The organism is Cupriavidus sp. GW822-FHT03E04 (genome assembly GCF_058801495.1).
The window spans coordinates 54,078-77,980 of the sequence record NZ_JBXANI010000030.1 but is presented as its reverse complement, the minus strand read 5'-3'; the positions used below and the strand labels follow the sequence as shown (position 1 = coordinate 77,980).

The following is a 23,903-nucleotide window of genomic DNA, read 5'->3' as shown; positions in this document are numbered from 1 at the left end:
AGACCGGCGGCGGGTCGCAATTGCAGGATGCGGCACCACCAATACGTGCTTCACGTGTGGTGACTGGATAGGGTTTTGCATTTACGGGCGGGCCCAGTCCGCAGTGCCTAACCGCGCAATTTCGCACGACGAGGCGCTGCGGCGCGCCGGCAGGAAACACCGCCGGACGAGAACGCTCCTGCAGGTCACTTGCCGTGGCTACAGTCCTTCTTGGGCGAGCAATGCGCTGCCTCTGTCGGGGGCACGTCGAGGGTGGGATTGCGCTCGAAGAAGCCGGACGGGAGCAGGGCGACTTTGGCATGGTCTACCGGCATGACGGGCCAGTCCTCGGAGCGGGGAAAATGGGTGAGGCCGAATGTGTGCCAGACCACGATGTCCTCATCTTCGACAGACTCATTGCGCGCCGCATACTGCGGCAGGCCCGTGCCTCCGGGACTCTGGTTTACAAGATAGCCAGCCGGCCAGTTTTCGTCGCGCCGGTACTTCGTGACCCACAGGCTCTTTGTGGCGAACTTCGCTCGCTGGGTGATTCGCGCATCGGGGCTGGACAGCAGCAGCGGATTGCCGGCAGTGTGCAACACATACGATGGTGCCTGGCCGAGCCGGTTTTTTGTCTCGCTGCTGGATATTCTCCAGATTCTCCCTTTCTCGTTGGCCGTGATACGCTGAGCCTCGCCTTCAGTCCTTAGGCGAGTGATGTTGCGCTCGAAAGCGCCGCCCCAGATGGGCTGGGTGCGATCCATCTCGATGGGCTTCGCCTCGATTTCATCAACCGAGTTGCGCGTTCCGTCGATGGTTGTATCTAGCCTTAGGCTGAAGAGGTGCTGGTGGGCGGTACCGGCTAGGCCCGGTGCTACCAGGGGCGCCGGATGCGGATCGCTGTCGCGAGCGCCGGCTGTGACGACTAGGCCATTGGCCTTCACTTCGAGCTCAATCTTGCCGTCGAGGTAGAAGTGCCAGTAGAAGCCGTAGTCATAGTTGCCTGCGGTCAGGAAACACGAGACGACCAGGCGACGCTGTCGACGGACGTCGCTATGGCTGTGGTCGAACGGGTCAGTATGCTTCCACAACACGCCGTAGTCTTCTTCATGGATGCAGATCCCATTTGGGACCACAACTGGTTGGCCCAGATCATCGGCAAAGACGACATCCTTGTAGACAATTTCGCCAAGACAGTCGCAGCCCAGCTTCAGGGAGTTGGCGAAGCGCCCGAACTGGTACTCGCCTGCATCGAAGTAGTTGATCCAGCCCCGGGTCGGCGAGAAGTCGCCGTAGTTAACCACCATTTCCGCCACGGATGCGCGGTAGAGGATGGGACGCTTCGTGCCCTTGTCCTCATAGGAGACCTGGTGGATGGTTAGCCCTTCGCGGGCGTTGTATCCGATGCGGAAGTTCCAGTTCTGCCAACTCATCTCGTTGCCGTCTAGCGTGAAGCTCACGCCCTCCGGTTGCGAGATGACGATCGGCTTGAGGCCTTCGCGTGGTGCAGGCAACGATTCCGGTGTGTGGATTTCACCCGACTCGGTGGGAATGGCGTAGGGACCCGTGTCGATCACACGGAGGACCTTGCGGTGGGTCAGATCGATGTCCACACGCAGGCCTTCGATCGGGTGTCCCCAGAAACTGGCCAAGGTACCAAATTCAGCCGTCGGGGCCAAATAGGGAACCACACGGGAGATACGGATGCCAACTTCATCCGCGTAACCGAAAGTGCCACCGGCGAGCGGCAGGCAGCGAACTCGCTCTAAATCCGTCACCCCGTGGGCGAGCAGCGCCTCCTGAACCGACGGGTCCTCTAGGGCAATAGACCCGGACTCCATGACATCCTCGAGAAGGAATGGGCCCGTGCCTTCGGCCACCTGGTCGATCTCGCGGCGCTCAACGAGGCTGCCTGTCGTGACATCGGCACACACGTATTCGAGTTTCCCCGTCACGGTGTCATAGAGCACGGCCGATACTTCGCGCGCGACGACATCGCCTGCCTTGAACTTCAGGACGTCGGACTTGTGAGGCTCCCTCAGGAGGACATAGCCGAAGCGACTCGCTTCGCTGGCGATCTCCGCTTCGTGGACGATTTCCTTGAAACGGCGAATCTCCGCGGTTGTCAGCGTATCAAGCGGATGTTTGGGGATATCTGTCACAATTTGATCGTCTTTCGATTTCGTCATGATTTCAGTAATCATCAAATGAGGTGAAGGGATTCCCTGAGGGACTTTCCGCGATATTCCGTTCGTGTTACGCCAGCTTTCTGAAGGGCAGGTACCAGCCGGTTCACTACGTTGTCGAGATAAGTTCCCGTGAGCTTGCTGCCATGGATAATCATTACGCCGTCGCCGCCAACTTCATCCATGGTTTCGATCATGCTCTGCGCGATTTCCTCGGGCGTTCCATACCATCCGGTGCTACCCCCCGCAATGAACTGGATGACGGCCTCTCGCAGGCTGATTCCTTGTCGGCCCAGGTTCTGGAATTCCTGGAACATGCCGGTATGGCCCGACGGCGCAATATCCGAAGGAAATGGCTCATCCAAGGGAAATTGGTAGAGATCGAGATTGAAGGTCGCCGACATAAACGCCAGTGCGTAATCCACCTGCGCGTCGGTCAACCGCCGCGGAGTTGACGGATCGACGTCGTCGGGACGAAAATCCAGGAACGAAGCAAACATGATCTTGACATCGTCGGGATTTCGTCCGAATTTCTCAGCTCTCGCCCTGATGTCATTGCGATACTCCTTCATACCTGCCGAGCCGCCCTCGGCAGGTGCGAAAACGAGATCGGCGTGCTTGGCGGCAAAATCCCGGCCCCGGTCGGAGGAGCCGGCCTGCACGATAAGGGGATGGCCTTGCGGTGACGGCAGGACATTCAGCGGGCCACGTACCGAGTAGTATTTTCCCTTGTGGTTGATCTCACGGACTTTCGAAGGATCCACATAGGTATTGGCCTCGATGTCGCGAACCAGCGCGTCAGGTTCCCATGCGGCCCACAGTTTCTTCGTCACATCCAGAAACTCGTCGGCCATTTCATAGCGCACCTGGTGCGGGGGCAGATCCTCCATGCTGAAGTTTTGAGCGGCCGTTGTCTCCCCAGATGTCACGACATTCCAACCCACGCGCCCTCCGGACAGGCTATCGACCGTCGAGAGCTGGCGGGCGAGGATAAAGGGGGGATAGAAAGTTGTCGATGCCGTGGCGACGAGGCCGATGTGTTTCGTTGCGCCCGCCAGCAGCGGCAGCAGCGCCAACGGATCATGCTTTGGAGAATAGATGTTGAAGCGCAGATCGATATCCATCTTGCCACCGACCTGGCTTGAGACTGTCGAGGTGTCTTCAAAAAAAATGAAATCGAACTTTGCAGCTTCCAGCTTCTGAGCAAGCTCGACGTAGAATTTTCCATCCCACCATCCATCACCGTTGAGCCGATCGCTGGTGGCCTGCCAGGACGGTGGGCCGAAGGATGCGAAGAAACCGAGATTAAATTTTTTGTGTGACATATGTGCTTCTCTGAGTGTTTGCGTTCTTGCAGCCGGCGAGAGGCATTGAATGATGGACTCGCCGGCGGTTAGCGACGCTAGCAGGCCGTTCTCCGGGAAATCAGTTCAGCCAAGGACGTCGGTCCATTCCCTGATCTCGTGTGAAGCGACGATGCCGCCCTTGACGAATGGATCGTTGGCAACAAAGTCCTCAGCGGCATCTTTACTGGTGAAAATCCCCATCGATCCCTGACCGATCAAATCCGCAAAGGCGCCAAATGAAATCAACTTGCCTTGCTCATGGAATGACTGAGCGTGCTGCAGGTGAGAGGGAAATAGCTCCGAAGCCGCGGCCTTTCCCATAGCATTTGGATCGGGCTTATAGAAAATTACATACTTGATGGTTGCCATGCTGCTTTGCACCTCTGTTAAGGAGAAAATGGAACTGGCCGTTCATGCGAATGAATGGCCTCTCATCAATCCGCATCCATCAAACATTTCATTTGAAATGTTTGATGGATGCTATGAGAGCAAGCTGTATGCCAGGTGCATCCTGCCGATTTCGCCCGAAATTCGGTCTTTTCGGAGGGCGGGACGACCACTTCTTTATGCGTCACGCACGAAATTGGTGTCGAAGGACGTGTTTTGGTGCGTGTCGGCAACCGGTTTGCGGATGGATAGCCCTCCATGGGCATTGGTCTTCCAGTGATACCGCGTGCCGAAGCTGCGAGGTCTCGTTGACTTCATGGACCACCGGACTTCGCAAAGCGTCCTTAGCAACCAGTACTTCAAATCAATTGCCAGCGTTGCAGCCTGAGCTTTCAGGACACACCACTACCCGCGCACCGTCGCGGCGTTATGTTGCCCAAGCCGCTGTCCGCGAGCCGGCCTCGATGGCGGCTGGCCGAACCCTATTCAGTCTTCGATCCATACGCCTAAAGCGGGGCAAAGCGGCGACGCGATGAACGCATTCACGGGCAATGGGGGGACGCCGTCGTTCGTCGTGAGATCGGAGATGGTCATTGAGCACGGCAGTTCGGATTTGCAGAAGGGCGTGCGCTTGCGACGGGCGTCGGGCCATCGGTTGCCGCTAACAAAGCGCTTGCTGACCACCAAGCTGACGGGGCAGTCGAATGGAAGTGACTTTTCCGCCTCGATGCTGCGGCGGAAGCTGGAGGGCGGCATCTAGGTGCCATGATGGCGTGTCGAAACGCCATCGCGTCCACAGGAGGGGAAGCCCATCTCCGTTGTTACCGTGGATATAGATCTCGCCAAAAGCGTGTTTGCTGTTCACGGTGTCGATGCGGCAAAAAAGGCACTTATCGTCAATCTGTCAGTAACGACCATGCCAATCGCCGAGTTACCACCTTGCTGGATCGGCATGAAGGCTTGCTCGGGCGCACATGATTGGGCTCCGCTATCTCGCTAGCGAGGTCATACCATCAAGCTGATGGCGCCCAGGCTGGTTGCGCCATACTGCATGTTCGGGACGCGTGGCAAGAACGACGCGGCCGGTGCAGCGGCGATCTGCGAGGCGGTGACCCACGCCAACATGCGTTTTGTGCCGACCATGGCCGAACACCAGCAAGCCATCCACTGACCCGCCGGAGGTCTTCTTGATTTCTCCGCAATTGGCTAGGGAAGCGATTCCCATCTCCCGTGCTGATCTCGAGGTAGGCGCATAGAAAATATGCAATTAAATCAATTACTTGCATTTTTTCAATTCTCCAGACCTAAAAAGCCGACATCATGCGGGAACGGGTTCCCAGAATGTGCGGATTCTCGGCGAGTGCAGTGACCAGTTCGGCGTGCCGCCGGAACGGCACGAAGTCGAACTCGCCGTCGGGCGGTTCATGGGGCCATTCGATCACAACGAGTTCGATCGGTCCGGTGCGAGTCATGTTGGACAGCGAGTTTGCTCAGGCGGGAGTGCGCAGTCCGGAGGATGTGATCTAGCGCTCGTCGATTTTTGCAACGCTGCAACTCTTGCAGTCTAGAGAGGCGATCGCGATGTTGCCGGAGTCGGTCGTGCGGGATCACGTCAAGGTCCGATTGCCGACAACGTTGCCGGTGGTGGGGGGATTTAAAGGCGTTTGGGGTGTTGACGCAGAAAGACGAAGCGCTTTCAGAAATCGCAGCGACATTTGTTGGACATCTTCAATGCAGAGCCGTGTCCAAAGTAACTGCCGGCTTGCCCAAGTGGCGCCGTGCGCGACGGGCTGCCAAATCAAGTTGGCCTCCTGTGATTCTCGTTGCTGGGCAAGGCGGCGATCGCTGGTCTGCAAACAGCACGAATGGGCAGCGCTTGTTCTGTGCCGGGGCATCCGAGTTATCAACGTTGGGCGCCGAGTTCACCAGAGCACTCGATTGAAATCGGGCCATCGCCTCACCTGACCGCTGCCTTGGTCGATCTGCATGAGCTGCAAGGCGCGCTCGGCAATATTGCGGACCGATTGCCGCGGCCCCTCCCAGACCTCGCCCGCGAAGCACTAAATGATCCTGACTTCCTGGGCTTGGTTGACGATGTGCAGGAGCGGCACATCGAGCATGCCCTCACCCATGGGGTGTACAGATTGAAGCCGGACGAGCTTGGTATCAAGTCACTACCGCCACGCACTGCACCATAAAAGTGCATTAATAGTCATACGGAATTCACAATGGTTGCGTAGCATTCGGCCGATCCCAATGTCCCGGGCCCTTGCGCCCGCTCCTCATGTTTCCTCCAAGTTCCCTCCGTGTCCTGACCGCCGCGCTGATCGGCGCCACGCTGCTGACCGCCTGCGGCGGTGGCGACGACGCCACCGCCACTTCGGCAGTCGCGCAGCCGCTGTCGATTCCCGCGGCGCCCAAGGACCTGGGCTTCGTCGACTCCGCACCGGTGGCAGACCAGGCCGCCGTGCTGCCCTTCGTGGACTACGCCTACACCAACCAGCGCGGCGATGCGCGCTATGCCACCAAAGAGACCAATGCCGGCGTGCGGGTGCTAAGCGGCTTCCTGGATTTGTGGAAGCCCACCACCCTGATCGTCGATGCAGGCGTCACGGCGCCCGCTAACGGCAGCTTCCCCGCGGTGGTGGCATCCAGCTGGACCGGGATCCCTGGTGACAGTACCGACGGCACCATCCTCAACGCCAGCGTGCTCGGTGCCAACATCCAGTACGTGGCCAACGTGACCGCGCAGCGCACCGCCGCGCAGGAACTGGCCGCCTACCTGGACGATCGCCGCAACAAAGGGTACAGCGTCAGCGACGGCCTGGGTCCGCTGACGGCCACTTGGCAGTCGGCCGCGCAACAGACCACCACCATCACCAGCATCGCGAGCGACGCCACCACCGTGTTGTACAACGACGGCGGCAACAATGTCGGCGTGGGTGGCAGCACCAACACCAGCTTCGGCACCGTGGTGGACTTTGTCAGCAACATCGGCGAGAACGGCTCCACTGAGCCGGCCAAGCGCTTCTACAAATACGCGCGGCCGTGGCGCTGGAGCAGCAGTGTCAATGTCGTCCCCGCGCTGGTGCCGGCCAAGAGCGCCACGCCCGCCACCGATGGCGGCTTCACCAGCGGCCACACCGCCGAAGCCGTGCGCGATGCCATCGCAATGGCCTATGCCGTACCGGAGCGCTTCCAGGAAATGGTCACACGCGGTCTGGAACTGGGCGAGAACCGCATCGTCGCCGGCATGCACTCTCCGCTGGATGTGGTCAGTGGCCGCATGCTCGGCCAGGCTACCGCCGCGGCTAGCATCGCCACCGGCGCCAACGCGGCGCGTAAGACCGCAGCTTATGACCAGGCCCATAGCACGCTGATGGCCGCAGCCAAGGCGGACACGAAGCTGGCCTTCAACGACTTTGCGCATTCCGGCACTACGGCCACGGACCGCTTCGCGGACTACACCACCAACAAGGCCAACTACAACCGCCGCATGACCTTTGGCTTCGCGCAGATCGCCGATACTACCAAGCCAGCGGTGGTCCCCAAGAGCGCCGAGGTGCTGCTGGAAACGCGCCTGCCTTACCTGGATGCTAATCAGCGCCGCGTGGTTCTTAAGACCACCGCGATGCCGTCGGGCTATCCGGTGATGGACGACGTTGAGGGCTGGGGACGCATCAACCTGTTTGCCGCAGCGGATGGCTACGGCGCGTTCAACGGTGACGTAGTGGTCAACATGGATGCCAGCCAGAGCGGCTTCAACGCGCTCGACACCTGGCGCAACGACATCGGCGGCGCCGGCAAGCTGACCAAGCAGGGCAGCGGAACGCTGCGCCTGGGTGGCCAGAACAGCTACACCGGCGGTACGCAGGCCGCGGCCGGCACGCTGCAGGCGCTCTCGGCTACAGCATTTGGCAAGGGTGACGTCTACCTTGGCGGCGGCACGCTGGCTTCCAGCGCCGACGCACAACTGGTGATCGCCGGCGCCTACACGCAGCTGGCCAACACCACGTTGCAGCTAGACTTGGGCAGCGGTGGCGCCGGCCGCGTTGCGGTGAGCGGCATCGCCACCGTGGCCGGCGGTACGCTGGCGGTGAACTTCCGCAGCGGCTTCCGCCCGTCGGTGGGGGACACCATCAGCCTGCTCTCCAGTAGCAGCCTGAAGGGGCAGTTCACCACCATCTCGGTGCCAGGCTACAAGACCACGGCCATCTACTCGGCCACGGGCTTGTCGGTGCGGCTCGACGGGACGCTCTGATGTTGTGATGATGAAGAATGCCGCCTTCGGGCGGCTTTCTTGGTTTCCCGTGACGTTTCCATTGCCGATGAAGAGCCAATCGATCTAAGAAGTGATTATTTATTTTTTTTAAGTCCGACGTCTGACGCGTTGGCTCTATCAAGGCCAATCCGAGATTTCGGTTCTAAGGGCAGCATAGCTGTCGAGAACTTTGCGCTGCGTATGTGTATCTTCGATGTGCACTCGTCTGGTTGGACGGCACTGCGGACTCATCGGAATGAGGGATCACCTAGGTACAGTGTCCAGACCAACCGTCGACTCGGAGCAAACGCAAGACGAATGTCGACGGCGCGCCGTTCGCAGCATTGCTTGCTCCTTACACCTCAGAGATCAGGAACTTATCTCGATTCTTGCCGAGACATGCCGGGGCGCGGCCGCGGTCCGGCGTGGTGGCCCCTGTCTTGGGGGCCGGTACTTCGGGGCCAATCCAGCATGGACCTATTGAGAGCGATTTACTGATTAGAAACCGCTTGTTCCAGCCGTTCAGCGCCCCATCAAATCTGATGTCGAGACCTCGTTGTCGATTTCATTACGCGCCGCACGCATAGTGGGGTGATGTATGCCGGCCCAGTTGTATAGCGCAGTAAGTGGAGCAATGAGGCTCTCTCCAAGCTCCGTCAGTTCATACTCGATACGAATCGGCTCCGTGGAGGTTACGCGCTTGCGCAAAAGGCCGTCGCGCTCCAGATTCTTCAGGGTCAGCGTCAGCATGCGCTGGGAAATCCCGCTGACGTAGTGGTGAATATCGCTGTAGCGTCGACGTCCCGAGTGGAGCGCACCAAAGACCTTTATCGACCATTTGTCCCCTATTCGAGCTAGTGTGTCAATTAACGCGTCGCAGCAGGGGTTCGCTGGCATGCTCTCGCGAGCACTTCTGTGATTGGAGTTCAAGAGTATGCCCCACTAGTCGGTTAGGTTGGGAATGGTATCTCAACTAGCCGATCTTTTGTTCATCCTATATCCGATGCTGATCGTGTGAGACACGTGTTGAATCCGGCGGCAGGACCGGAAGACTCATCGCCCATTTTTTGCCCGCGCGACGAGTGGCAGGTGAGCGGAATCTGACGAATTACCTAGAACGGCCTTAGTTCAACACGATGGCATGGAAAACCGAAGTTTTCCGAATCTTCTTTCTATCTTCCAACCGGTTTCAAATAGCCGCGAGCCACGTGAAGCTTGAATCGATGGTAGTACGGCCTCCCCATCTCGCTCTCATGCCGAGGTTCATCCAGTGAATAGAATAACGTCGCGACAAAGATAAATAATAAATATTCGCTATAACCGCTGCCAAAGGCAGACTGAACTCGACGAAGAACGTGATGGCACGCAATAGCGTGAAGCGTCGCTGCTTTCTCGAAACAACTATCTCGGCGTTTTCTTGGGATTCAAGCGCTAAGTCTCCTTCGGAGAAAGTTGATCCTCGCTCCTGCTCTCGGCCGTCAGAAAGACCACGTCGGTAGACTCATACATGACTTTCGTGATCCTCGTTGTCCCAACCAGGTGCCACGCGAACTCATACGAGAATTCATTTCTGGATTTCATCCATAATTTTTCCATTGAATACAAAAGAAGTCTTCCACAGAAAGGCGAACAAATATGTTCGTTAATTAATCAGCCAATTTATAACAGACAATTTTGTTCGTGTGGATAGCAGATATCTATAATCGAATCCCTTCGTTTGGCACCAGCGTTATAGACGTTACAGTGACGGCTCATTGGGTGCGCGATGGCAGCGTTGCATAAAAAGCATGATGGAAATGCAAAAAATTAATATAAGCAGAACACTATTATAGTGTTTCTCAGGGCGATAGCTTTATTAGGCAATTCAATAAATGATTGTGGAAATTGATCAATACATAATCGCTGTATTTGCGCGCCGAATATTAAACTAATTTATTATTCGAGACAATCATTAATACCAAATTATAAAATATTAATACTGGATAGTTTATGCATCTGGAGATCGTATTCAAGGATGGCCGGCGTCTGGATTCATGGCGTAGAAGAACGGTCATATCCGCCGCTGCGGCGACGCTGTCGTGCAGTGGCGGGGCATGGGCGCAAAGTAAGGTCGCGCCAGTAGGGGGGACCGATGCAGGCCCCATACCGGCCTCGCGGGAAACTTTTGCCGGGAGCGTGCAAGATGTCGTAGTGAGAACCGGCACGCGTGAAACAGAAAAGAAAATCAGTGAAAGTCTGACTCCCGTCGATGTAATCACTGCGGATGATCTTAAGAAGACTGGTCAGACGAGCCTGCGCGACGCACTCGTGCAACTGTCGCCGTCGATCGGGCGCCAGGCAATTGTCTATAGCGGTGGAAACCTAACCAACGCACTTACAATGCGCGGCCTCAGTCCCGATCACGTACTCGTGCTGGTGAACGGGAAGCGGCGTCACACTACGGCAAACATCTCTACCGCCGATGGGGCTCAGCAAGGATCAAGCGGTGTCGACGTTGACATGCTTCCCATTAGCGCAATCGACCATGTAGAGATTTTGCGAGACGGTGCGTCAGCACAATATGGTTCTGATGCGATCGCCGGCGTCATCAATATCATTCTTAAGTCCGACATCAAAGGCGCTTCTATTGAAAACACAACTGGCAAAACCTATCAAGGTGATGGTTTCCGGCAAGGAAATGCAGCCAGTATCGGGATAGCTCTCGGCCAGAATGGCTTTCTCGATCTGAGTGCGGAGTTTTCTCGCCAAAACCATACCAAGCGCTCTGGGGTGGATCCACGAACGGGGAATTTTGATAATCTCCTGCTTGGGGATCCTGCGAGCACCCGTGAAGCCTTGGCCTTCAACGCGGGGTATTTTGTAAACGACAACGTAGAGTTGTACGGTTTTGGGACGTATGCCCATCGGGACGGGAGCAGTTATCAGAACTACCGTCTCCCCTCTGTGCTGCCTAGCGTCTATCCCGCTGGATTTACTCCCCAGACGAAGAGCCGCGAGAATGACTACTCTTTGACAGCGGGTGCTAAAGGGGAGAATTTGCTTGGATGGTCGTGGGACCTGAGTACTACCTACGGGGTGGACAATCTCAACCTAGGTGCCGTTAACACAGGCAATCCGTATCTTCTGGCAGCCACCGGCTCTACGCCAACTAGCTTTCACATATCAAAATTCAAGAATACGCAATGGACTAATAATCTGGATATCACGCGGCCCTTCAAATTTTCACTATTGTCCGCCCCCGTTAATGTCTCTCTGGGTGTTGAGCATCGCCGAGAGAGCTATTCAGTAGGGGCGGGCGATGCAGCCTCCTCATACGGCGGCGGAGCCGCTGGCGGATCTGGGTTGTCATCGCTGAGTGTGACCTCACAATCGCGCGATGTAGTAGGAGCCTATGGTGATCTCTCCACGAAACTAACACAGCAATGGCAGACCAACATTGCGGGTCGTTTCGAACACTATAGCGACGTGGGTAACACTGCTAACGGGAAGCTGTCCAACCGCTACGATATCAGCCCGCAGATCGCCGTACGTGGAAGTGTCAGCACAGGATTCCGTGCACCGACGCTAGCCCAGGAATACTTCACCAATCTCAACACATCACCGATCGGGGCGACTGGTCTGCTGGCCGCCAACTCGCAGGCTGCTCGCAATCTGGGAGCAACGCAGTTGAAGCCGGAGAAGTCGACTAACATCACTTTCGGGGTGGTGCTAAACCCACTACCGAACCTGAACTTTTCGGTCGACGCTTACCAGATCAACATTCGCGATCGCATTGTGGTCGGAGGAACCTACAGCGGCCAGCAGGCAATTGACGCGTTAGCTACAGCCGGGGTCACGTTACCTGTGGGACTCTCGTATGTTCGCGCCAATTACTTCACCAATGGCGCGAACACCAGCACGCGCGGCCTTGACATCGTCGGGACATATCGCACCAACTTTGGACGTTGGGGACGGATAGATTGGGATCTTGGCATCAACTTCAACAAGACCAACGTGACACACGTCGCAAGCGATTCCAATGGAAACGCACTGCTAAATGCGCAGCAGATTGCGTACCTCAGTACGGTGACCCCTAAAAACAAAATCATCCTTGGGGGAACCTGGCGTCTTGACAAGTGGGCAGTCAGCCTTCGTGAAACGCGATACGGCCCCACGTCGGGTTCCGTAACAATCTTAAGCGGTCCAGACGCCTTTTCAACCACAAAATTTGCCAAGTTCAATAACTCACCAAAGTTCATCACTGACGTGGAGGTTCGGTATTCGTTCACTCGCAAGTTTGAAGTTGCAGTCGGAGCGAACAATCTGTTCAACGTCTACCCGAGCAAACTCTCCACCGAGTACCGACCCTTCGGTCAGCAATATGATGTGTCTTCGACGCAGATAGGTGTCAGCGGTGCTTTTTACTACATGAACGCGAAGTATCAGTTCTAATCGATCGTTTACTTTTAGTAGTGTCATGCGTGACAAATAAATATGCTCTAATAATTTATGATTTTGTTAAATGAAGTATTTAATTAATTTTAAAAAACTTAAATAATTGTCTATTATTAATATTTTGTGTTTGTAAATTATGAAAAATAATATCGCTATCGGAATTACACTTCACGGCCCTGGTGCGCACACTAATTCGTGGAAGCACCCTAGCGCGCCTGTAGATGCCAGTGCCAATATTGATTTCGTCATAAAAACAGTACAGAAAGCCGAGTTGAATGGAATGGCTTTTGCCTTTGTTACAGACGGTCTTTATATTGATGATAAATCGCCTCCGTATTTTCTAAATCGTTTTGAGCCAATTTCACTACTTTCGGCACTTGCAACCGTTACCGAAAAGATCGGACTTGTTGGGACTGTATCTACGTCTTACAGCGAACCGTTCAACGTTAGCCGCCAGCTTGCGTCACTGGATCTGATAAGTGGGGGGCGGGCTGGATGGAATGTTGTGACGACGCCATCCGACGGAACCGCAAAGAATTTTGGCGGATCCCATCCGGGACACGCACTTCGCTACGAGATTGCTGACGAGTATGTAAGCGTCGCACAGGGGCTGTGGGACAGTTGGGACGACGACGCTTTCGTGCAAAACCGGGAGAGCGGTGAGTATTTTGATAAAAATAAACGTCATACGCTGAATCATAAGGGGAAGTACTTTCAAGTTGCTGGTCCGCTAAGTGTGCAGCGCTCGGCGCAAGGCCAGCCAGTGATATTTCAGGCAGGTTCCTCCGATGCAGGCATCTCACTAGCCGGAAAATATGCCGACGCCGTATTCACCCTTCCGGCTTCGCTAGAAGAGGCCCGTATCTTCTCGCAGCGGGTAAGAGATAGTGCCGTGACTCAGGGCCGTCTTGTTGAGGAGGTCAAGATATTCCCTGGCCTCATACCTATCGTGGGTGCAACAGCGGATGAAGCAGAGGCCAAGTATCTTGTGCTGCGCGACTTGGTGACGGTCGATGAGGCGGTGGATTATCTCGGTCGTTTCTTCAATCATCATGATTTCAGTCAGTACCCACCCGATGAACCTTTTCCAGAAATTGGCGATATCGGAAGGAGCGGCTTTCAGTCTCACACAGATAGGATTAAAGCCAAAGCGCGCTCCAATGGATTGACGTTGCGTGAAGTAGCACTAGAAATGGTTACTCCTAGATCGCCTTTCATAGGAACAGGCGAGCAAATCGCCGATGAAATGATTCGGTGGATCGACGCCGGAGTCGCTGACGGATTCATTTTGGCTCTTCTGGAACAGAATGAAGGATTTGATGATTTTGTCAACCAGGTTATTCCGATTCTCGAGGCGCGCGGCCGTTTCCAACGTTTTCTGTCCGGGAAGACACTGCGCGATAATATCGGACTAAAACGCAAGGAAAGTCGATACGCTGTGGGAAATTCTATATGAATAGAAAAATACAATACTTAATAAATATAGTATTTAGTGCGTGATTAATGTATTAATAATACAAAAATTAAATTGTAGAGATCATGTCAATTATAGGAGTTAATGTAATTGGGACTCCTCTTTCAACCGTCATTATGTTGGGCATGACGAGCTGCTCCAAGGATGGATCGAAAGTTGCATTGATCGTATGCGTCTTCAAGCTGACGCTACAGGACCACTTGTAACCCCAGGTTCTTGTTTTGCAAGGGGAACTAACATGAGTATTAGCCAGCCTCCGACCGTCATTTTTTCTCTACCGATCGATGCCCACGTCCGTCTAACGCACAGGGATGTGCAATGGTGGAAGGGCTACGGCGTGCTGGTCTCGATTTGCTTGCACGCTGGAGCTATTGCAGCGTTCATCGCGTGGTCCACCCGTGTGCCCGATCTCTCGCCGCCTGAACGCACAGTTATGCTTGTCGTCGAACAGTCTATGCCCGAACCGCTAAGGCTCACCCAGCCGAAGATTGAGCCGACGTTGCCTCAACCCGCAGAGCAAAAGACACAGTCGGCGCGCCCAGCGCGCGTCGAACGAACGCTGCAGCCGCGCACCGTTGCGGCGCCAGCGGCAGAGGCTCAGACTGCGTCAGTACCGACGCTGGCGCCGACGGCATCGAATGCGGCCGTGGATGTCGCGGATGCGTCCACGACAGCAGGTGAATCAGCACCACGGCGTGTCATTGGCCAGGATGGCATCCCGAGCGACTACGTGAATCAGGTGTTTTCTCGTATCAATCGTAGCGCGGGCGAGCACTATCCGCGTATCGCGAAGCGTAAGCATCTCGAGGGGAGAGTCGGATACAAGCTGATTCTGGCACCCGATGGTTCAATGATCCACTGCGACATTCGGTCTTCCGGCGACGAAACGCTCGATGCTGCTGCCATCGAAGCCATCCGCGCTGCCGCACCGTTCCCACGCCTGCCAGATCTTGGGGGGTCATCTTACGTTCTGCAGGGTGCGATCGTATATCGGGCCGATTAGCAGAATTTTTACAAAATAGAAGGAAATTCACACTATGAATACAGCTCAACTCGCGCAACATTTTTCTCCCTGGAGTCTTTTCTTGCAGGCTGACTTGATCGTCAAGGCGATCATGCTCATCCTTGCTCTTGCGTCGGTTTTGACCTGGGCCGTCATTGCCGACAAACTCTTCAGGTTCCGCCGACTTGGCGCCCGTGCGCGAGACTGGACTACTGCGCTCAGTGGATCGAACGCACTGGCTGCGCTGGCGGAGCAGTTGCGCAGCGTTCCTGGGGACCCATTCGCACGAATTTATGCCGCAATTTCCGCGGAGTGGGATCGTAGTCATGAGCGGGGCATTACCCAAACTCCCGCTGCGCGCGATAGTCTAAAGGAACGAGTGGCCCGCGTCGCTCAAGTTGCCACGGGTGTTGAGATCGAACATCTTCAACGTGGCTTGCAACTCCTGGCGACGGTCGGATCCGTGGCCCCATTCGTGGGATTGTTTGGCACTGTGTGGGGAATCATCAATTCATTTCAGGGGATTGCGGCGAGCAACAACACGAGCCTCGCGGTCGTTGCACCAGGAATTTCAGAGGCGCTCTTCGCTACTGCGCTGGGCCTCGTCGCGGCGATCCCGGCTGTTGTCGCGTATAACCGCGCATCTGGCGACCTGGGCTCGTATGCAAACCGGCTTGGGACGTTGACTGGGATTGTCGAAGTGGAACTCTCGCGCTTACTGGAGACGGGAGAGGCGCGCCCGCGAGTAGCGAGTGAACAGGATGTACAGGCTGCCCGGCCGCAGGTGGTAAATCCGCGAGTGCCTGCCAACGGCATTGTCCAGAAGGGGGCATGAAATGGGAGCCAATATCTCGAGAAGCCGCCAAGCGCCCGGAACAACCTTCGGTGCGCCAGTCAGCGACATAAACGTTACCCCGCTGGTTGACGTGATGCTGGTGCTGCTGATCGTCTTCATGGTCGCAGCGCCGCTGATGGCGTCCGGCGTGAAGGTGGATCTCCCGACTAGTAACGCTAAACCCCTCAATGAAGAGAAGCCTCCGATCGCGGTCAGTCTTGACGCGCAGGGTCATGTATACGTCGATAAGAATGCGGTATCGGAGAAGACATTGCTGCTTGCCCTCGCACAAGCGTCGGAAGGTGACCATGAGCGGAGGATTTTTCTGCGCGGCGATCAATCGTTACCGTACGGCAAGGTGATCGCGACGATGGGAGAGATCAACAACGCCGGCTACTCTAAGGTAGCCCTCGTGTCCGAGCCGGCCAGAACAAACTAGCACTCTGTAGATTGGAACCTGCAGGCAGGATTTCCTGCGTCGGTTGCGATCGCGAGCCGACCATTTAGGTCGCCCCTTCTACGAGGCTGTAGTGGGTGTTCGTGCGGTGCAAGGAGATCGGCTGAATGTAACGCATACCTGAGTGCGCCTGAGTGGATTATCAATTGCGCTTAGAGGAGTAGAGCACAGTCTACAGCGATTCGTCGTGGACTATGTTTTCTGCTGAACCGGAATCATCAAATGCTGAAGACACACGCCATCGTCATTTAAATGATGATGGCCGCCATAAAATTTGTGCCACTCAAAAAAAAAGCAGATCCAATTAGCGGCGCCGGTTCCCATGTTCACCACCGATTTACGGTGATCGGCCTCTTGGTCAATCTCGTAGTAGGCCGAACTACAGCGTCGCTGTCGGTTCCACTAACGATGCGGCAGATAACTCTGAGGGATGACCTTCGCCTGCCGTATGTAGAAACTATTCAAAGCCGGAAGCCAAGGAATGCCCCTTTCAATTTTGCGAACACTACCCCTCGTCGTTGCTGTCGCGCTAGGCGCTGCCGGCTGCGGCAAAGCACACGAAGAAAAGAGCGCCGCAACGCTTGGCCAACCACGCTCTGGCGGAGTACTGAAAGTCGCTTTCGACAGCGACCCGGACTGCCTTGACCCTCAACAGGCGGGCAACAGCTACGCGCTAACTATCGGTCGGCAGTTAGTCGACTCACTTACGGATCAGGATCCGCAAACTGGCAAGATCGTCCCTTGGCTTGCTTCGCGCTGGGAGATTGGCGACGAATCGCGTAGTTTCACCTTTTACTTGCGCGACGATGCCACGTTCACTGATGGTAGCAAGGTAGATGCAGCGGCAGTCAAAGCCACCTTCGAATCGATTATTGCCCTGGGCGCACGGGCGCCTTTAGCAAGGTCTTACCTCTCTGGCATGGAGTCGATTCAGGTCGTTGAGCCTTACACCGTACGTGTGACCTTTCATGAACCCAATGCGCAGTTTTTGCAGGCCAGTTCGACTATGAGTCTTGGCCTGCTCTCTCCAGCAAGCCTCAAACTTGCGCCTGAGGCGCGATGCCAGGGGAAAGTGACGGGCTCTGGGCCATTCATCTTAAACGAGTTTGTGCACAATCAGAAGGTGACCCTCCAGCGGCGCGATGGCTACAACTGGGCTTCATCGCTCACTCGGCACCAAGGAGCTGCCTGGCTTGACGGCATTGAGTTCCTAATTATTCCTGAATCTGGAGTACGCCTTGGAAGCATCTTGTCGGGGCAGATCGATGTTGACGTTGGTGTCGCCATCCAGAACGAACGCACTCTTGCGGAGCGGGGTATCCCGGTCTTAGCTCGAACCAACCCGGGCATCGTACACAGTCTGGCAGCGAATGAGTCGCGACCACCGCTCGACGAGCTCCCGGTGCGTCAGGCGCTGAATATAGGGATCGACCGCGCCGAGCTTCAGAGCGTTATCTCCACCAATCAGAAACCCGCCACCTCGATTATTGCGGGTAACACACCATTTTACAGCGATCATTCAGATTTGCTGCAGTACAACCCAACTGGAGCACGGAAGCTCTTAGAGGGCGCGGGGTGGCGACTCGGTAAAGACGGGATTCGAGAGCGGGAAGGCAAACGACTTTCATTCCCGATCGACTACTGGCAACAAACGCCAGTGCTGGAGCAGGTACAACAACAGTTGCGGCGAATCGGGGTGGAACTTCGCCTTAATAAGGCACCAATCGGCACGGTGTTAAGTCAACAGTTGGCGCACAACTACAGTCTGACTTTCATGAGCGCTACGCGTGCAGACCCGGACGTATTGCGCCTGGTATTCATGACCACGGCTGCCAATGTAAATGTGCTCAAAGCTAGCAAGATCGACTCAGTATTGGCTAGATCAAGGACGACACTCGACCCGCTGCAACGTGGTGCTTTGGTCAAGGAGGCGAGTCAATTTCTGATCGAACAAGGGCATGCCATACCGCTTTACGAACAGGCGACGGTCACAGGCTACGGGAAGCAGGTGAACGGGCTGCACTACGAGGCTTCCACCCGGCTTCAATTCTTCGACACTTGGCTGGAACGTTGACCCATGGCGACGCCTATGTTCTCACTGCATCGCCGAACAGCAGGTTGGCGTAGCCTGCTCATTTATTCTTCGGCAAGATGCGGGCAAGCCGCCTTCGTACTATGGGCAGCTTTCACAGTCTCTTTTCTGGTTCTGTATACGCTGCCAGGGGATCCTGTCACTATTATGCTCGGTCGAACTGGCGAGCTATCATCGATTGACCCGCAACAGATTGCCCAACTGCGTGCGCGCTATCACCTGGACGAACCGTTGCCTGTGCAATACGGCATTGCTCTCGCCAAGGCATTGCATCTTGACTTTGGTCTCTCGATCCAAAGCGGGCAACCGGTACTTCAAGCGCTGCTCCAAGCATTGCCCGCCACCGCCAAGCTGACAGGAGTCGCGTTCATTCTGTCACTATTTCTAGGCATCGGGCTCGCGCTGGGCGCCACGCTTGCTCGCCGGCGCGGATTGCGCGAGGCGCTACTGGCACTGCCTTCGCTGGCTGTTTCGTTGCCACCCTTCTGGGTTGGGCTACTGTTGTTGCAATGGTTGTCATTTCATGTCCACCTGTTCCCAGCGATGGGCAGCCAGGGTTTCTCTTCGCTCGTGTTGCCAGCACTTACCCTGACGATTCCCACTGCCGCGGCAATCGCTCAGGTGCTTGCTCGGTCGATCGCTAATACCTTGCGCGAACCTTTCGTCGAGGCCTTGCGCAGCAAGGGCATTGGTCGTATCCGGTTGCTGACGGTTCATGTATTGCACAATGCCGCGATCCCTTTGCTGACCCTGGCGGGGATAATCATCGGCAATCTTTTAGCTGGTGCGGTGGTGACCGAAACGGTGTTCTCTCGCGAAGGAATCGGTCGTCTAGCGCAAAGTGCGGTGAACAACCACGACATTCCTCTCGTGCAGGGGATCGTTCTGTTGTCAGCGTTGGCTTATATTTTAAGCAATCTTCTGGTTGACTTACTATATCCCTGGCTCGACCCTAGAATGAGCAAGCGGAGCGACGCATGAGCGAACAATTCTTGCTCGAAAAAAATGCCGCTTCACCCGGACGAGCGACGAGCCGGCGGCGCGCATGGTTCAGGCCGACCTTGTTCTTAAGTCTAGCGGTGCTGGCACTGGTCGTGAGCTGGGCGCTATGTCCCGGGCTCTTCAGCAACTTAGACCCATTGCTCGGCAACCCCGCTCAGTCCCTCCAAGCTCCGTCAGTAGCCCACTGGTTTGGCACTGACCAGCTTGGTCGTGATCTGTACAGTCGAACTATTTACGGCGCAGCGCCGTCGATGCGCGCCGCCACACTGGCGCTATTGATTGCGTTGCTGGTAGGCAGCTTCATCGGTGTAATCAGTGGCTACTTCGGCGGTTGGCTTGATGCATTGTTAATGCGGCTGATTGAGGTACTGGTGGCGATTCCGTCGTTGCTGTTGTCTATGGCTGTGATAACCGTCCTTGGCTTTGGGACGACGAATATTGCCCTCGCTGTGGGCCTGTCGTCGGTGGGCACTTTCACTCGATTGAGCAGAGGAGAAGTGTTCCGTTGGCGCCGTAGCATGTTTGTCGAAGCGGCTCTGGCGTGTGGGGTCGGATCGTTGGCCATTATTCGGCATCACATTGTTCCCAACGCTATCGGTCCTATTCTCTCTCTCGCTACATTGGAGTTTGGCAGCGCGGTATTGGCTGTTTCCGCTTTGAGTTTTCTTGGTCTCGGAGCGCCGCCACCGCAGCCGGAGTGGGGGCTGCTGGTCTCGGAGGGACGCAATTTCATGGTCGCCGCCTGGTGGTACACGACCCTACCTGGTTTGGTCGTAGCCGGCGTGGTGCTGGCCGCTAACCAGCTGGCTAAGGCCTTGCAAGACGCTGAAGGAGGCTACAAATGAGAAACCCCCCACTATTGACGATCGATGGACTGTCGATCGACTATCGTACCCGAGAGCAGTACATTCCTGCTGTATGCGATCTTGACCTGGAGATACTGCCCGGCGAGTTCGTTGCTATCGTCGGCGAATCCGGCTCTGGTAAGTCCACCACCGCGACTGCTTTGATCGGACTGCTGGCGAGCAATGCGTTCATCACAGCAGGAAGGATTTGCCTCAACGGTCAGAGCTTGGAACACCTCAACGAGCGTGAATGGCGACACCTGCGCGGTGCCTCGGTAGGCTTTGTGCCGCAAGATCCTGGGTTGTCCCTCGATCCCGTCAAACGTATTGGTAGCCAGGTCATGGAAGCCATGACCCTACATGGGATCCCAAAAGGCGCCGCACGCCAACGGACCGTTGAGATACTCCACCAGGTGGGGCTGCGAGATGTTGATACGCTCGTGCGGCGTTATCCCCACGAGCTATCTGGTGGCATGCGCCAGCGGGTACTCATCGCCATTGGGCTTGCCAACGAACCTTCGCTGCTGATAGCCGACGAGCCGACGAGCGCTCTTGATGTGAGCGTGCAGCGGCAGATACTCGATCATTTGCAAACGCTGGCTCGCGACAAGGGTACCGCTGTACTGCTGATTACACATGACCTCGGCGTAGCTATGGATCGTGCTGACCGAATAGTGGTGATGCAGCAAGGCCGAATCGTCGAAGCTGGCAGCGCGCGACAGATATTTGAGCGGCCGCGGCATGCCTACACTCGCCAGTTGCTCGCGGCAGCTCCCAGCTTTGCTCGCGCGCGACGGGTCGAGCCGCCCCGGGCAATCACCCGAGAACACTCGCCCGGGAGGGAGCGGCAAGATCCGCTCTTGCGTGTGCGTGGACTAAGTAAGCAATTTTCCACCTGGCGCCATGAGCGTCCACCAGCAGTGCAGCATGTTTCTTTTGATATCTATCGTCAGTCCACCCTTAGCCTAGTCGGAGAGTCCGGCTCCGGAAAGTCGACTACGGCCCGGATGATATTGCATCTGGAACGACCCAGCGCCGGAGAAGTCCGCTTCGAAGGGATCGACGTATTGAACTGTTCGCGCCAGCAACTGCGCGAATACCGTCGCCAGGTGCAAGTGGTCTACCAAAACCCATATGCCTCTCTTGATCCGCGTTTTGACTTGGAGCAGATCATCAGCGAACCGCTTAAAGCCTTCGCTATTGGTGATCGTGCCAGTCGGCGGAAACTGGCGGGTCTCCTGCTGGAGCGCGTCGGCCTTCCTGCCCGGCTGCTGCACAGTCGCCCGCATGAGCTATCCGGAGGTCAGCGCCAACGGGTGGCGATAGCCCGTGCACTGGCATTGGAGCCACAATTGGTAGTGCTCGACGAGCCGCTTTCAGCCCTAGACGCATCAGTGCAAAAGCAAATCCTCACCCTCTTGGCCGAGCTGCAGCGGGAACTCGGGCTGAGCTACCTGTTCATCTCACATGATCTGGCAGTGGTGAGGGAGATATCTGACCAAGTGGTGGTAATGCGAGCCGGACGTGTAGTCGAGCAAGGCACCTCACACCAAGTCTTTGAATCCCCGGTCAGTGAGTACACCCGACATCTACTACGGGACGTGCCAGGGCAGCGTTACCTGCGAGAATGGCAGACAAGCGAGGCCAACACTGTGGAAATGGCCTAAGGATGGGCGTGTCTATGTAACGGCAAGGCAGGGGCGAGACTAGGAGGCCGCGGCCGCAATGTCCGCGCACCACTTTCTCGGCGACCCGTGCAGCTCGATGGGCTTAGGCGCCTTGAGGATCTCCAGCTTCTCGTCGCGGATCGCGTCCTTCGATAGGCTGGCCTGCGGCTCCATTTCCACCATGCGCAGCAGCTGTCGAAGGTGGTTCTGCATCGTGTCGCGCAGCGCGCCGATACCGTCCTGGAACGCGCTGCGCTTTTCCACGCGGATTTCATCGGCGATGGTGATCTGCACGTCGCGCACCCACTCGCGCCGCCAAAGCGCATCGTCATCGGGTTCTGTACGGACTTCTTGCCCGTGTAATGAAGTGCCAGGTCGAGCCACAATGCGGACGCGTCCATTTGGCGCACCGGGCAACCGTGGCCGCACTTATCGCGCCAGCGCCCGATCGTCTCGTAGCTCACCGCGATGCCTCGGTCGAACAGGAGTTCCTCGATCTCGCGCAGGCTGAGTTGAAATCGGAAGGCACCGCGCAGCTGATGATCGCGGCCGGGCAACGGTGGCCATGGTACAGCGATTTAGTCTGGGTCATGGTCCAACTCTACACGACCACATCGTCAAGTTGACAGCGCCTGGGGGCGCCGATCGACGGCCAGGCGCCTTCGCCCTGGTACCGCTGCAGACCCGCAATGCGCTCGGCAGCATTTCTTCCGACGTGCACGCGACCTACCGATATGGCTCCGGCTGCTACTACAGCGTCGCGGCAAGTAAGAGCCGGGGTACGGGCTCGGCGACGGGCGCCATGCTCTTTACGTTCAAGTACCAAGAGGGCCATGGCGCATGCATGTCATTTCGAAGGGGGCGTCAGAACGAGTGCACGATGCCGGTATAGACACCCTGTTGGTTGGAACCCGGCAGCGGCTTGCCGCCATTGGCTTCCACCGAGAACGATGCACTTCTGCCGTTGAAGACGGTACCGACGGTGCCATACAGCATCGTGCGCTTGGAGAGGTGGTAGTTGGCGCCGACGCTCAGCAAGGTCCCGTTGCCGGCACCGTTGTTCCGGTTGGCCCGATAGGCACCGCCAATCAATGTCAGGGCCGGCGTGAGCTCGTAGTTGGCACCGACCCAGTAGGTCTGCTGTTTCGTGGCGCCCGTCGGGTTATCGGCGTCGACAACGGTGCTGCCATTCGAGCGGATCAGGCTGTAGCCCGCGAACAGCTTGAGGTCGCCGATCTGATAGGCGCCGCCGGCGGTGTAAAGGCGGGATGCCGTATAGAGATTGGTGAACTCGGCATTGCTGTCGCGAATCTCCTCATAGAAGGCCTTGAGCACCAGCGGGCCGCCCTGGTAACTCACACTTCCCGCAAGCTGCCGGCCCGAACTGAACCTGCCCGCCGTGCCGTTCAACCCGGCCTGCGCGCGGAACGACAGGCCGCCCCAGTTCGGCGAGTTATAGGTGATGGTCTTCGGGCGCGAGCCCCAGGTCCTGTTGCCCTGCAGCGTGCCGACACTGATTGACTGGAGGCCCATGGGGTCCACCGCCCAGACTTCTCCATCGGGGAGACTCATTGCCCGGCCAAGCAGCAGCGTGCCATAGGCCTGGCTCGACAACCCCACTGCCGCATAGCGGCTGAAGAGGCTGTCGCCTGTGGTGCCGTCTGCCGAGGAGAACTGGCTCTCGAGATTCATCACAGCACTCAATCCTCCGCCCAGATCTTCGATGCCGCGCAAGCCCCACCAGCTGGCTCCCCATTGGCCGCCGACCCGGGCGTTGCTCGCGGACTGGCCCGGTCCCGTCGCGATCTTGTTCATGTAGTCGACGCCATTGACGATGCGTCCGTACAGCTGTACGCCGCTCGCCGCCGTCGCACCACCGGCTGCACCGGCAAGGACGGAAGCGATGGCGAACCGCATGGCGATCTTCGCGGTGCC

General features: G+C 56.7%; 17 protein-coding genes and 5 pseudogenes. 12 read left to right on the top strand and 10 right to left on the bottom strand.

What is annotated here, in order from left to right; translation table 11 throughout:
* Window positions 1-185 precede the first annotated feature (185 nt).
* The 4 genes and pseudogenes from AC1RQC_RS33420 to AC1RQC_RS33405 form a co-directional block, all read right to left on the bottom strand.
* The gene (locus AC1RQC_RS33420; RefSeq protein WP_492809418.1) at window positions 186-2,168 is read right to left on the bottom strand and encodes a primary-amine oxidase; all 1,983 of its coding nucleotides are present in this window, start codon (window positions 2,166-2,168) and stop codon (window positions 186-188) included.
* Window positions 2,169-2,182: 14 nt separating this feature from the next.
* Window positions 2,183-3,490 carry an NtaA/DmoA family FMN-dependent monooxygenase gene (locus AC1RQC_RS33415; RefSeq protein ID WP_492809419.1) on the bottom strand — a complete coding sequence of 436 codons (1,308 nt, stop codon included), beginning with the start codon at window positions 3,488-3,490 and terminating at the stop codon, window positions 2,183-2,185.
* A gap of 105 nt (window positions 3,491-3,595) precedes the next feature.
* A complete protein-coding gene (locus AC1RQC_RS33410; RefSeq protein WP_492809420.1) occupies window positions 3,596-3,880 on the bottom strand; it encodes a YciI family protein in 285 nt (94 codons plus the stop codon).
* Window positions 3,881-4,418: 538 nt separating this feature from the next.
* A pseudogene (locus AC1RQC_RS33405) lies at window positions 4,419-4,591 on the bottom strand (ISKra4-like element ISBte1 family transposase); the annotation flags it as partial.
* Window positions 4,592-4,709: 118 nt separating this feature from the next.
* Here AC1RQC_RS33405 and AC1RQC_RS33400 point away from each other — a divergent pair.
* Window positions 4,710-5,060 (top strand): annotated as a pseudogene (locus AC1RQC_RS33400) (IS110 family transposase); the annotation flags it as partial.
* A gap of 142 nt (window positions 5,061-5,202) precedes the next feature.
* Here the strand turns inward: AC1RQC_RS33400 and AC1RQC_RS33395 are convergent.
* Window positions 5,203-5,370: a hypothetical protein gene (locus AC1RQC_RS33395; RefSeq protein WP_492809421.1), complete on the bottom strand. Its 168-nt coding sequence runs from the start codon at window positions 5,368-5,370 to the stop codon at window positions 5,203-5,205.
* A 351-nt stretch (window positions 5,371-5,721) separates the two neighbouring features.
* Here AC1RQC_RS33395 and AC1RQC_RS33390 point away from each other — a divergent pair, with 351 nt between their 5' ends.
* Both AC1RQC_RS33390 and AC1RQC_RS33385 read left to right on the top strand, forming a co-directional pair.
* Window positions 5,722-6,096 (top strand): hypothetical protein, encoded by a 375-nt coding sequence (locus tag AC1RQC_RS33390; protein WP_492809422.1) that lies wholly within the window; start codon window positions 5,722-5,724, stop codon window positions 6,094-6,096.
* 86 nt (window positions 6,097-6,182) lie between these two features.
* Window positions 6,183-8,159: an acid phosphatase gene (locus AC1RQC_RS33385; protein WP_492809423.1), complete on the top strand. Its 1,977-nt coding sequence runs from the start codon at window positions 6,183-6,185 to the stop codon at window positions 8,157-8,159.
* Between the two features lie 355 nt (window positions 8,160-8,514).
* Here the strand turns inward: AC1RQC_RS33385 and AC1RQC_RS33380 are convergent.
* Together AC1RQC_RS33380 and AC1RQC_RS33375 are read right to left on the bottom strand one after the other, a co-directional pair.
* Window positions 8,515-8,610: pseudogene (locus AC1RQC_RS33380) on the bottom strand (DNA-binding protein); the annotation flags it as partial.
* A gap of 71 nt (window positions 8,611-8,681) precedes the next feature.
* Complete coding sequence (locus tag AC1RQC_RS33375) at window positions 8,682-9,056, bottom strand: winged helix-turn-helix transcriptional regulator (protein ID WP_492809424.1); 375 nt, start codon at window positions 9,054-9,056, stop codon at window positions 8,682-8,684.
* Window positions 9,057-10,148: 1,092 nt separating this feature from the next.
* Here AC1RQC_RS33375 and AC1RQC_RS33370 point away from each other — a divergent pair.
* From AC1RQC_RS33370 to AC1RQC_RS33330, 9 genes are all read left to right on the top strand, one after another.
* On the top strand, window positions 10,149-12,590 hold the full coding sequence (locus tag AC1RQC_RS33370) for a TonB-dependent receptor plug domain-containing protein (protein WP_492809425.1): 2,442 nt from the start codon (window positions 10,149-10,151) through the stop codon (window positions 12,588-12,590).
* A 139-nt stretch (window positions 12,591-12,729) separates the two neighbouring features.
* Window positions 12,730-14,049, top strand: coding sequence for an LLM class flavin-dependent oxidoreductase (locus tag AC1RQC_RS33365; protein ID WP_492885826.1), 1,320 nt, complete (start codon window positions 12,730-12,732; stop codon window positions 14,047-14,049).
* A 256-nt stretch (window positions 14,050-14,305) separates the two neighbouring features.
* Complete coding sequence (locus AC1RQC_RS33360) at window positions 14,306-15,070, top strand: TonB family protein (protein ID WP_492809427.1); 765 nt, start codon at window positions 14,306-14,308, stop codon at window positions 15,068-15,070.
* Window positions 15,071-15,104: 34 nt separating this feature from the next.
* A complete protein-coding gene (locus AC1RQC_RS33355; RefSeq protein ID WP_492809428.1) occupies window positions 15,105-15,905 on the top strand; it encodes a MotA/TolQ/ExbB proton channel family protein in 801 nt (266 codons plus the stop codon).
* A gap of 1 nt (window position 15,906) precedes the next feature.
* On the top strand, window positions 15,907-16,344 hold the full coding sequence (tolR, locus tag AC1RQC_RS33350) for a protein TolR (protein ID WP_492809429.1): 438 nt from the start codon (window positions 15,907-15,909) through the stop codon (window positions 16,342-16,344).
* Between the two features lie 499 nt (window positions 16,345-16,843).
* Window positions 16,844-18,436, top strand: coding sequence for an ABC transporter substrate-binding protein (locus AC1RQC_RS33345; protein WP_492809430.1), 1,593 nt, complete (start codon window positions 16,844-16,846; stop codon window positions 18,434-18,436).
* A gap of 3 nt (window positions 18,437-18,439) precedes the next feature.
* Window positions 18,440-19,435: an ABC transporter permease gene (locus AC1RQC_RS33340; RefSeq protein ID WP_492809431.1), complete on the top strand. Its 996-nt coding sequence runs from the start codon at window positions 18,440-18,442 to the stop codon at window positions 19,433-19,435.
* Entirely contained in the window at window positions 19,432-20,301 is an 870-nt protein-coding gene (locus AC1RQC_RS33335) for an ABC transporter permease (protein ID WP_492809432.1), read from the top strand. The genes AC1RQC_RS33340 and AC1RQC_RS33335 overlap by 4 nt, the downstream gene beginning before the upstream one ends.
* Complete coding sequence (locus AC1RQC_RS33330) at window positions 20,298-21,968, top strand: dipeptide ABC transporter ATP-binding protein (RefSeq protein ID WP_492809433.1); 1,671 nt, start codon at window positions 20,298-20,300, stop codon at window positions 21,966-21,968. Before AC1RQC_RS33335 ends, AC1RQC_RS33330 begins: the two co-directional genes overlap by 4 nt.
* A gap of 40 nt (window positions 21,969-22,008) precedes the next feature.
* On the opposite strand, the pseudogene AC1RQC_RS33325 reads toward AC1RQC_RS33330, so the two are convergent.
* The 3 genes and pseudogenes from AC1RQC_RS33325 to AC1RQC_RS33315 all read right to left on the bottom strand — a co-directional run.
* Window positions 22,009-22,333 (bottom strand): annotated as a pseudogene (locus AC1RQC_RS33325) (glucose-6-phosphate dehydrogenase); the annotation flags it as partial.
* A gap of 57 nt (window positions 22,334-22,390) precedes the next feature.
* Window positions 22,391-22,560: pseudogene (locus AC1RQC_RS33320) on the bottom strand (IS6 family transposase); the annotation flags it as partial.
* A gap of 272 nt (window positions 22,561-22,832) precedes the next feature.
* The gene (locus AC1RQC_RS33315; RefSeq protein ID WP_492809536.1) at window positions 22,833-23,885 is read right to left on the bottom strand and encodes a porin; all 1,053 of its coding nucleotides are present in this window, start codon (window positions 23,883-23,885) and stop codon (window positions 22,833-22,835) included.
* Window positions 23,886-23,903 lie beyond the last annotated feature (18 nt).

Coding starts and splice junctions, on each gene's coding strand:
- AC1RQC_RS33370 (WP_492809425.1), top strand. CDS start 10,149: ATGCATCTGGAGATCGTATTCAAGGATGGCCGGCGTCTGGATTCATGG.
- AC1RQC_RS33360 (WP_492809427.1), top strand. CDS start 14,306: ATGAGTATTAGCCAGCCTCCGACCGTCATTTTTTCTCTACCGATCGAT.
- tolR (WP_492809429.1), top strand. CDS start 15,907: ATGGGAGCCAATATCTCGAGAAGCCGCCAAGCGCCCGGAACAACCTTC.
- AC1RQC_RS33375 (WP_492809424.1), bottom strand. CDS start 9,056: ATGCCAGCGAACCCCTGCTGCGACGCGTTAATTGACACACTAGCTCGA.
- AC1RQC_RS33355 (WP_492809428.1), top strand. CDS start 15,105: ATGAATACAGCTCAACTCGCGCAACATTTTTCTCCCTGGAGTCTTTTC.
- AC1RQC_RS33330 (WP_492809433.1), top strand. CDS start 20,298: ATGAGAAACCCCCCACTATTGACGATCGATGGACTGTCGATCGACTAT.
- AC1RQC_RS33410 (WP_492809420.1), bottom strand. CDS start 3,880: ATGGCAACCATCAAGTATGTAATTTTCTATAAGCCCGATCCAAATGCT.
- AC1RQC_RS33415 (WP_492809419.1), bottom strand. CDS start 3,490: ATGTCACACAAAAAATTTAATCTCGGTTTCTTCGCATCCTTCGGCCCA.
- AC1RQC_RS33315 (WP_492809536.1), bottom strand. CDS start 23,885: ATGCGGTTCGCCATCGCTTCCGTCCTTGCCGGTGCAGCCGGTGGTGCG.
- AC1RQC_RS33345 (WP_492809430.1), top strand. CDS start 16,844: ATGCCCCTTTCAATTTTGCGAACACTACCCCTCGTCGTTGCTGTCGCG.
- AC1RQC_RS33385 (WP_492809423.1), top strand. CDS start 6,183: ATGTTTCCTCCAAGTTCCCTCCGTGTCCTGACCGCCGCGCTGATCGGC.
- AC1RQC_RS33340 (WP_492809431.1), top strand. CDS start 18,440: ATGGCGACGCCTATGTTCTCACTGCATCGCCGAACAGCAGGTTGGCGT.
- AC1RQC_RS33395 (WP_492809421.1), bottom strand. CDS start 5,370: ATGACTCGCACCGGACCGATCGAACTCGTTGTGATCGAATGGCCCCAT.
- AC1RQC_RS33420 (WP_492809418.1), bottom strand. CDS start 2,168: ATGACGAAATCGAAAGACGATCAAATTGTGACAGATATCCCCAAACAT.
- AC1RQC_RS33335 (WP_492809432.1), top strand. CDS start 19,432: ATGAGCGAACAATTCTTGCTCGAAAAAAATGCCGCTTCACCCGGACGA.
- AC1RQC_RS33365 (WP_492885826.1), top strand. CDS start 12,730: ATGAAAAATAATATCGCTATCGGAATTACACTTCACGGCCCTGGTGCG.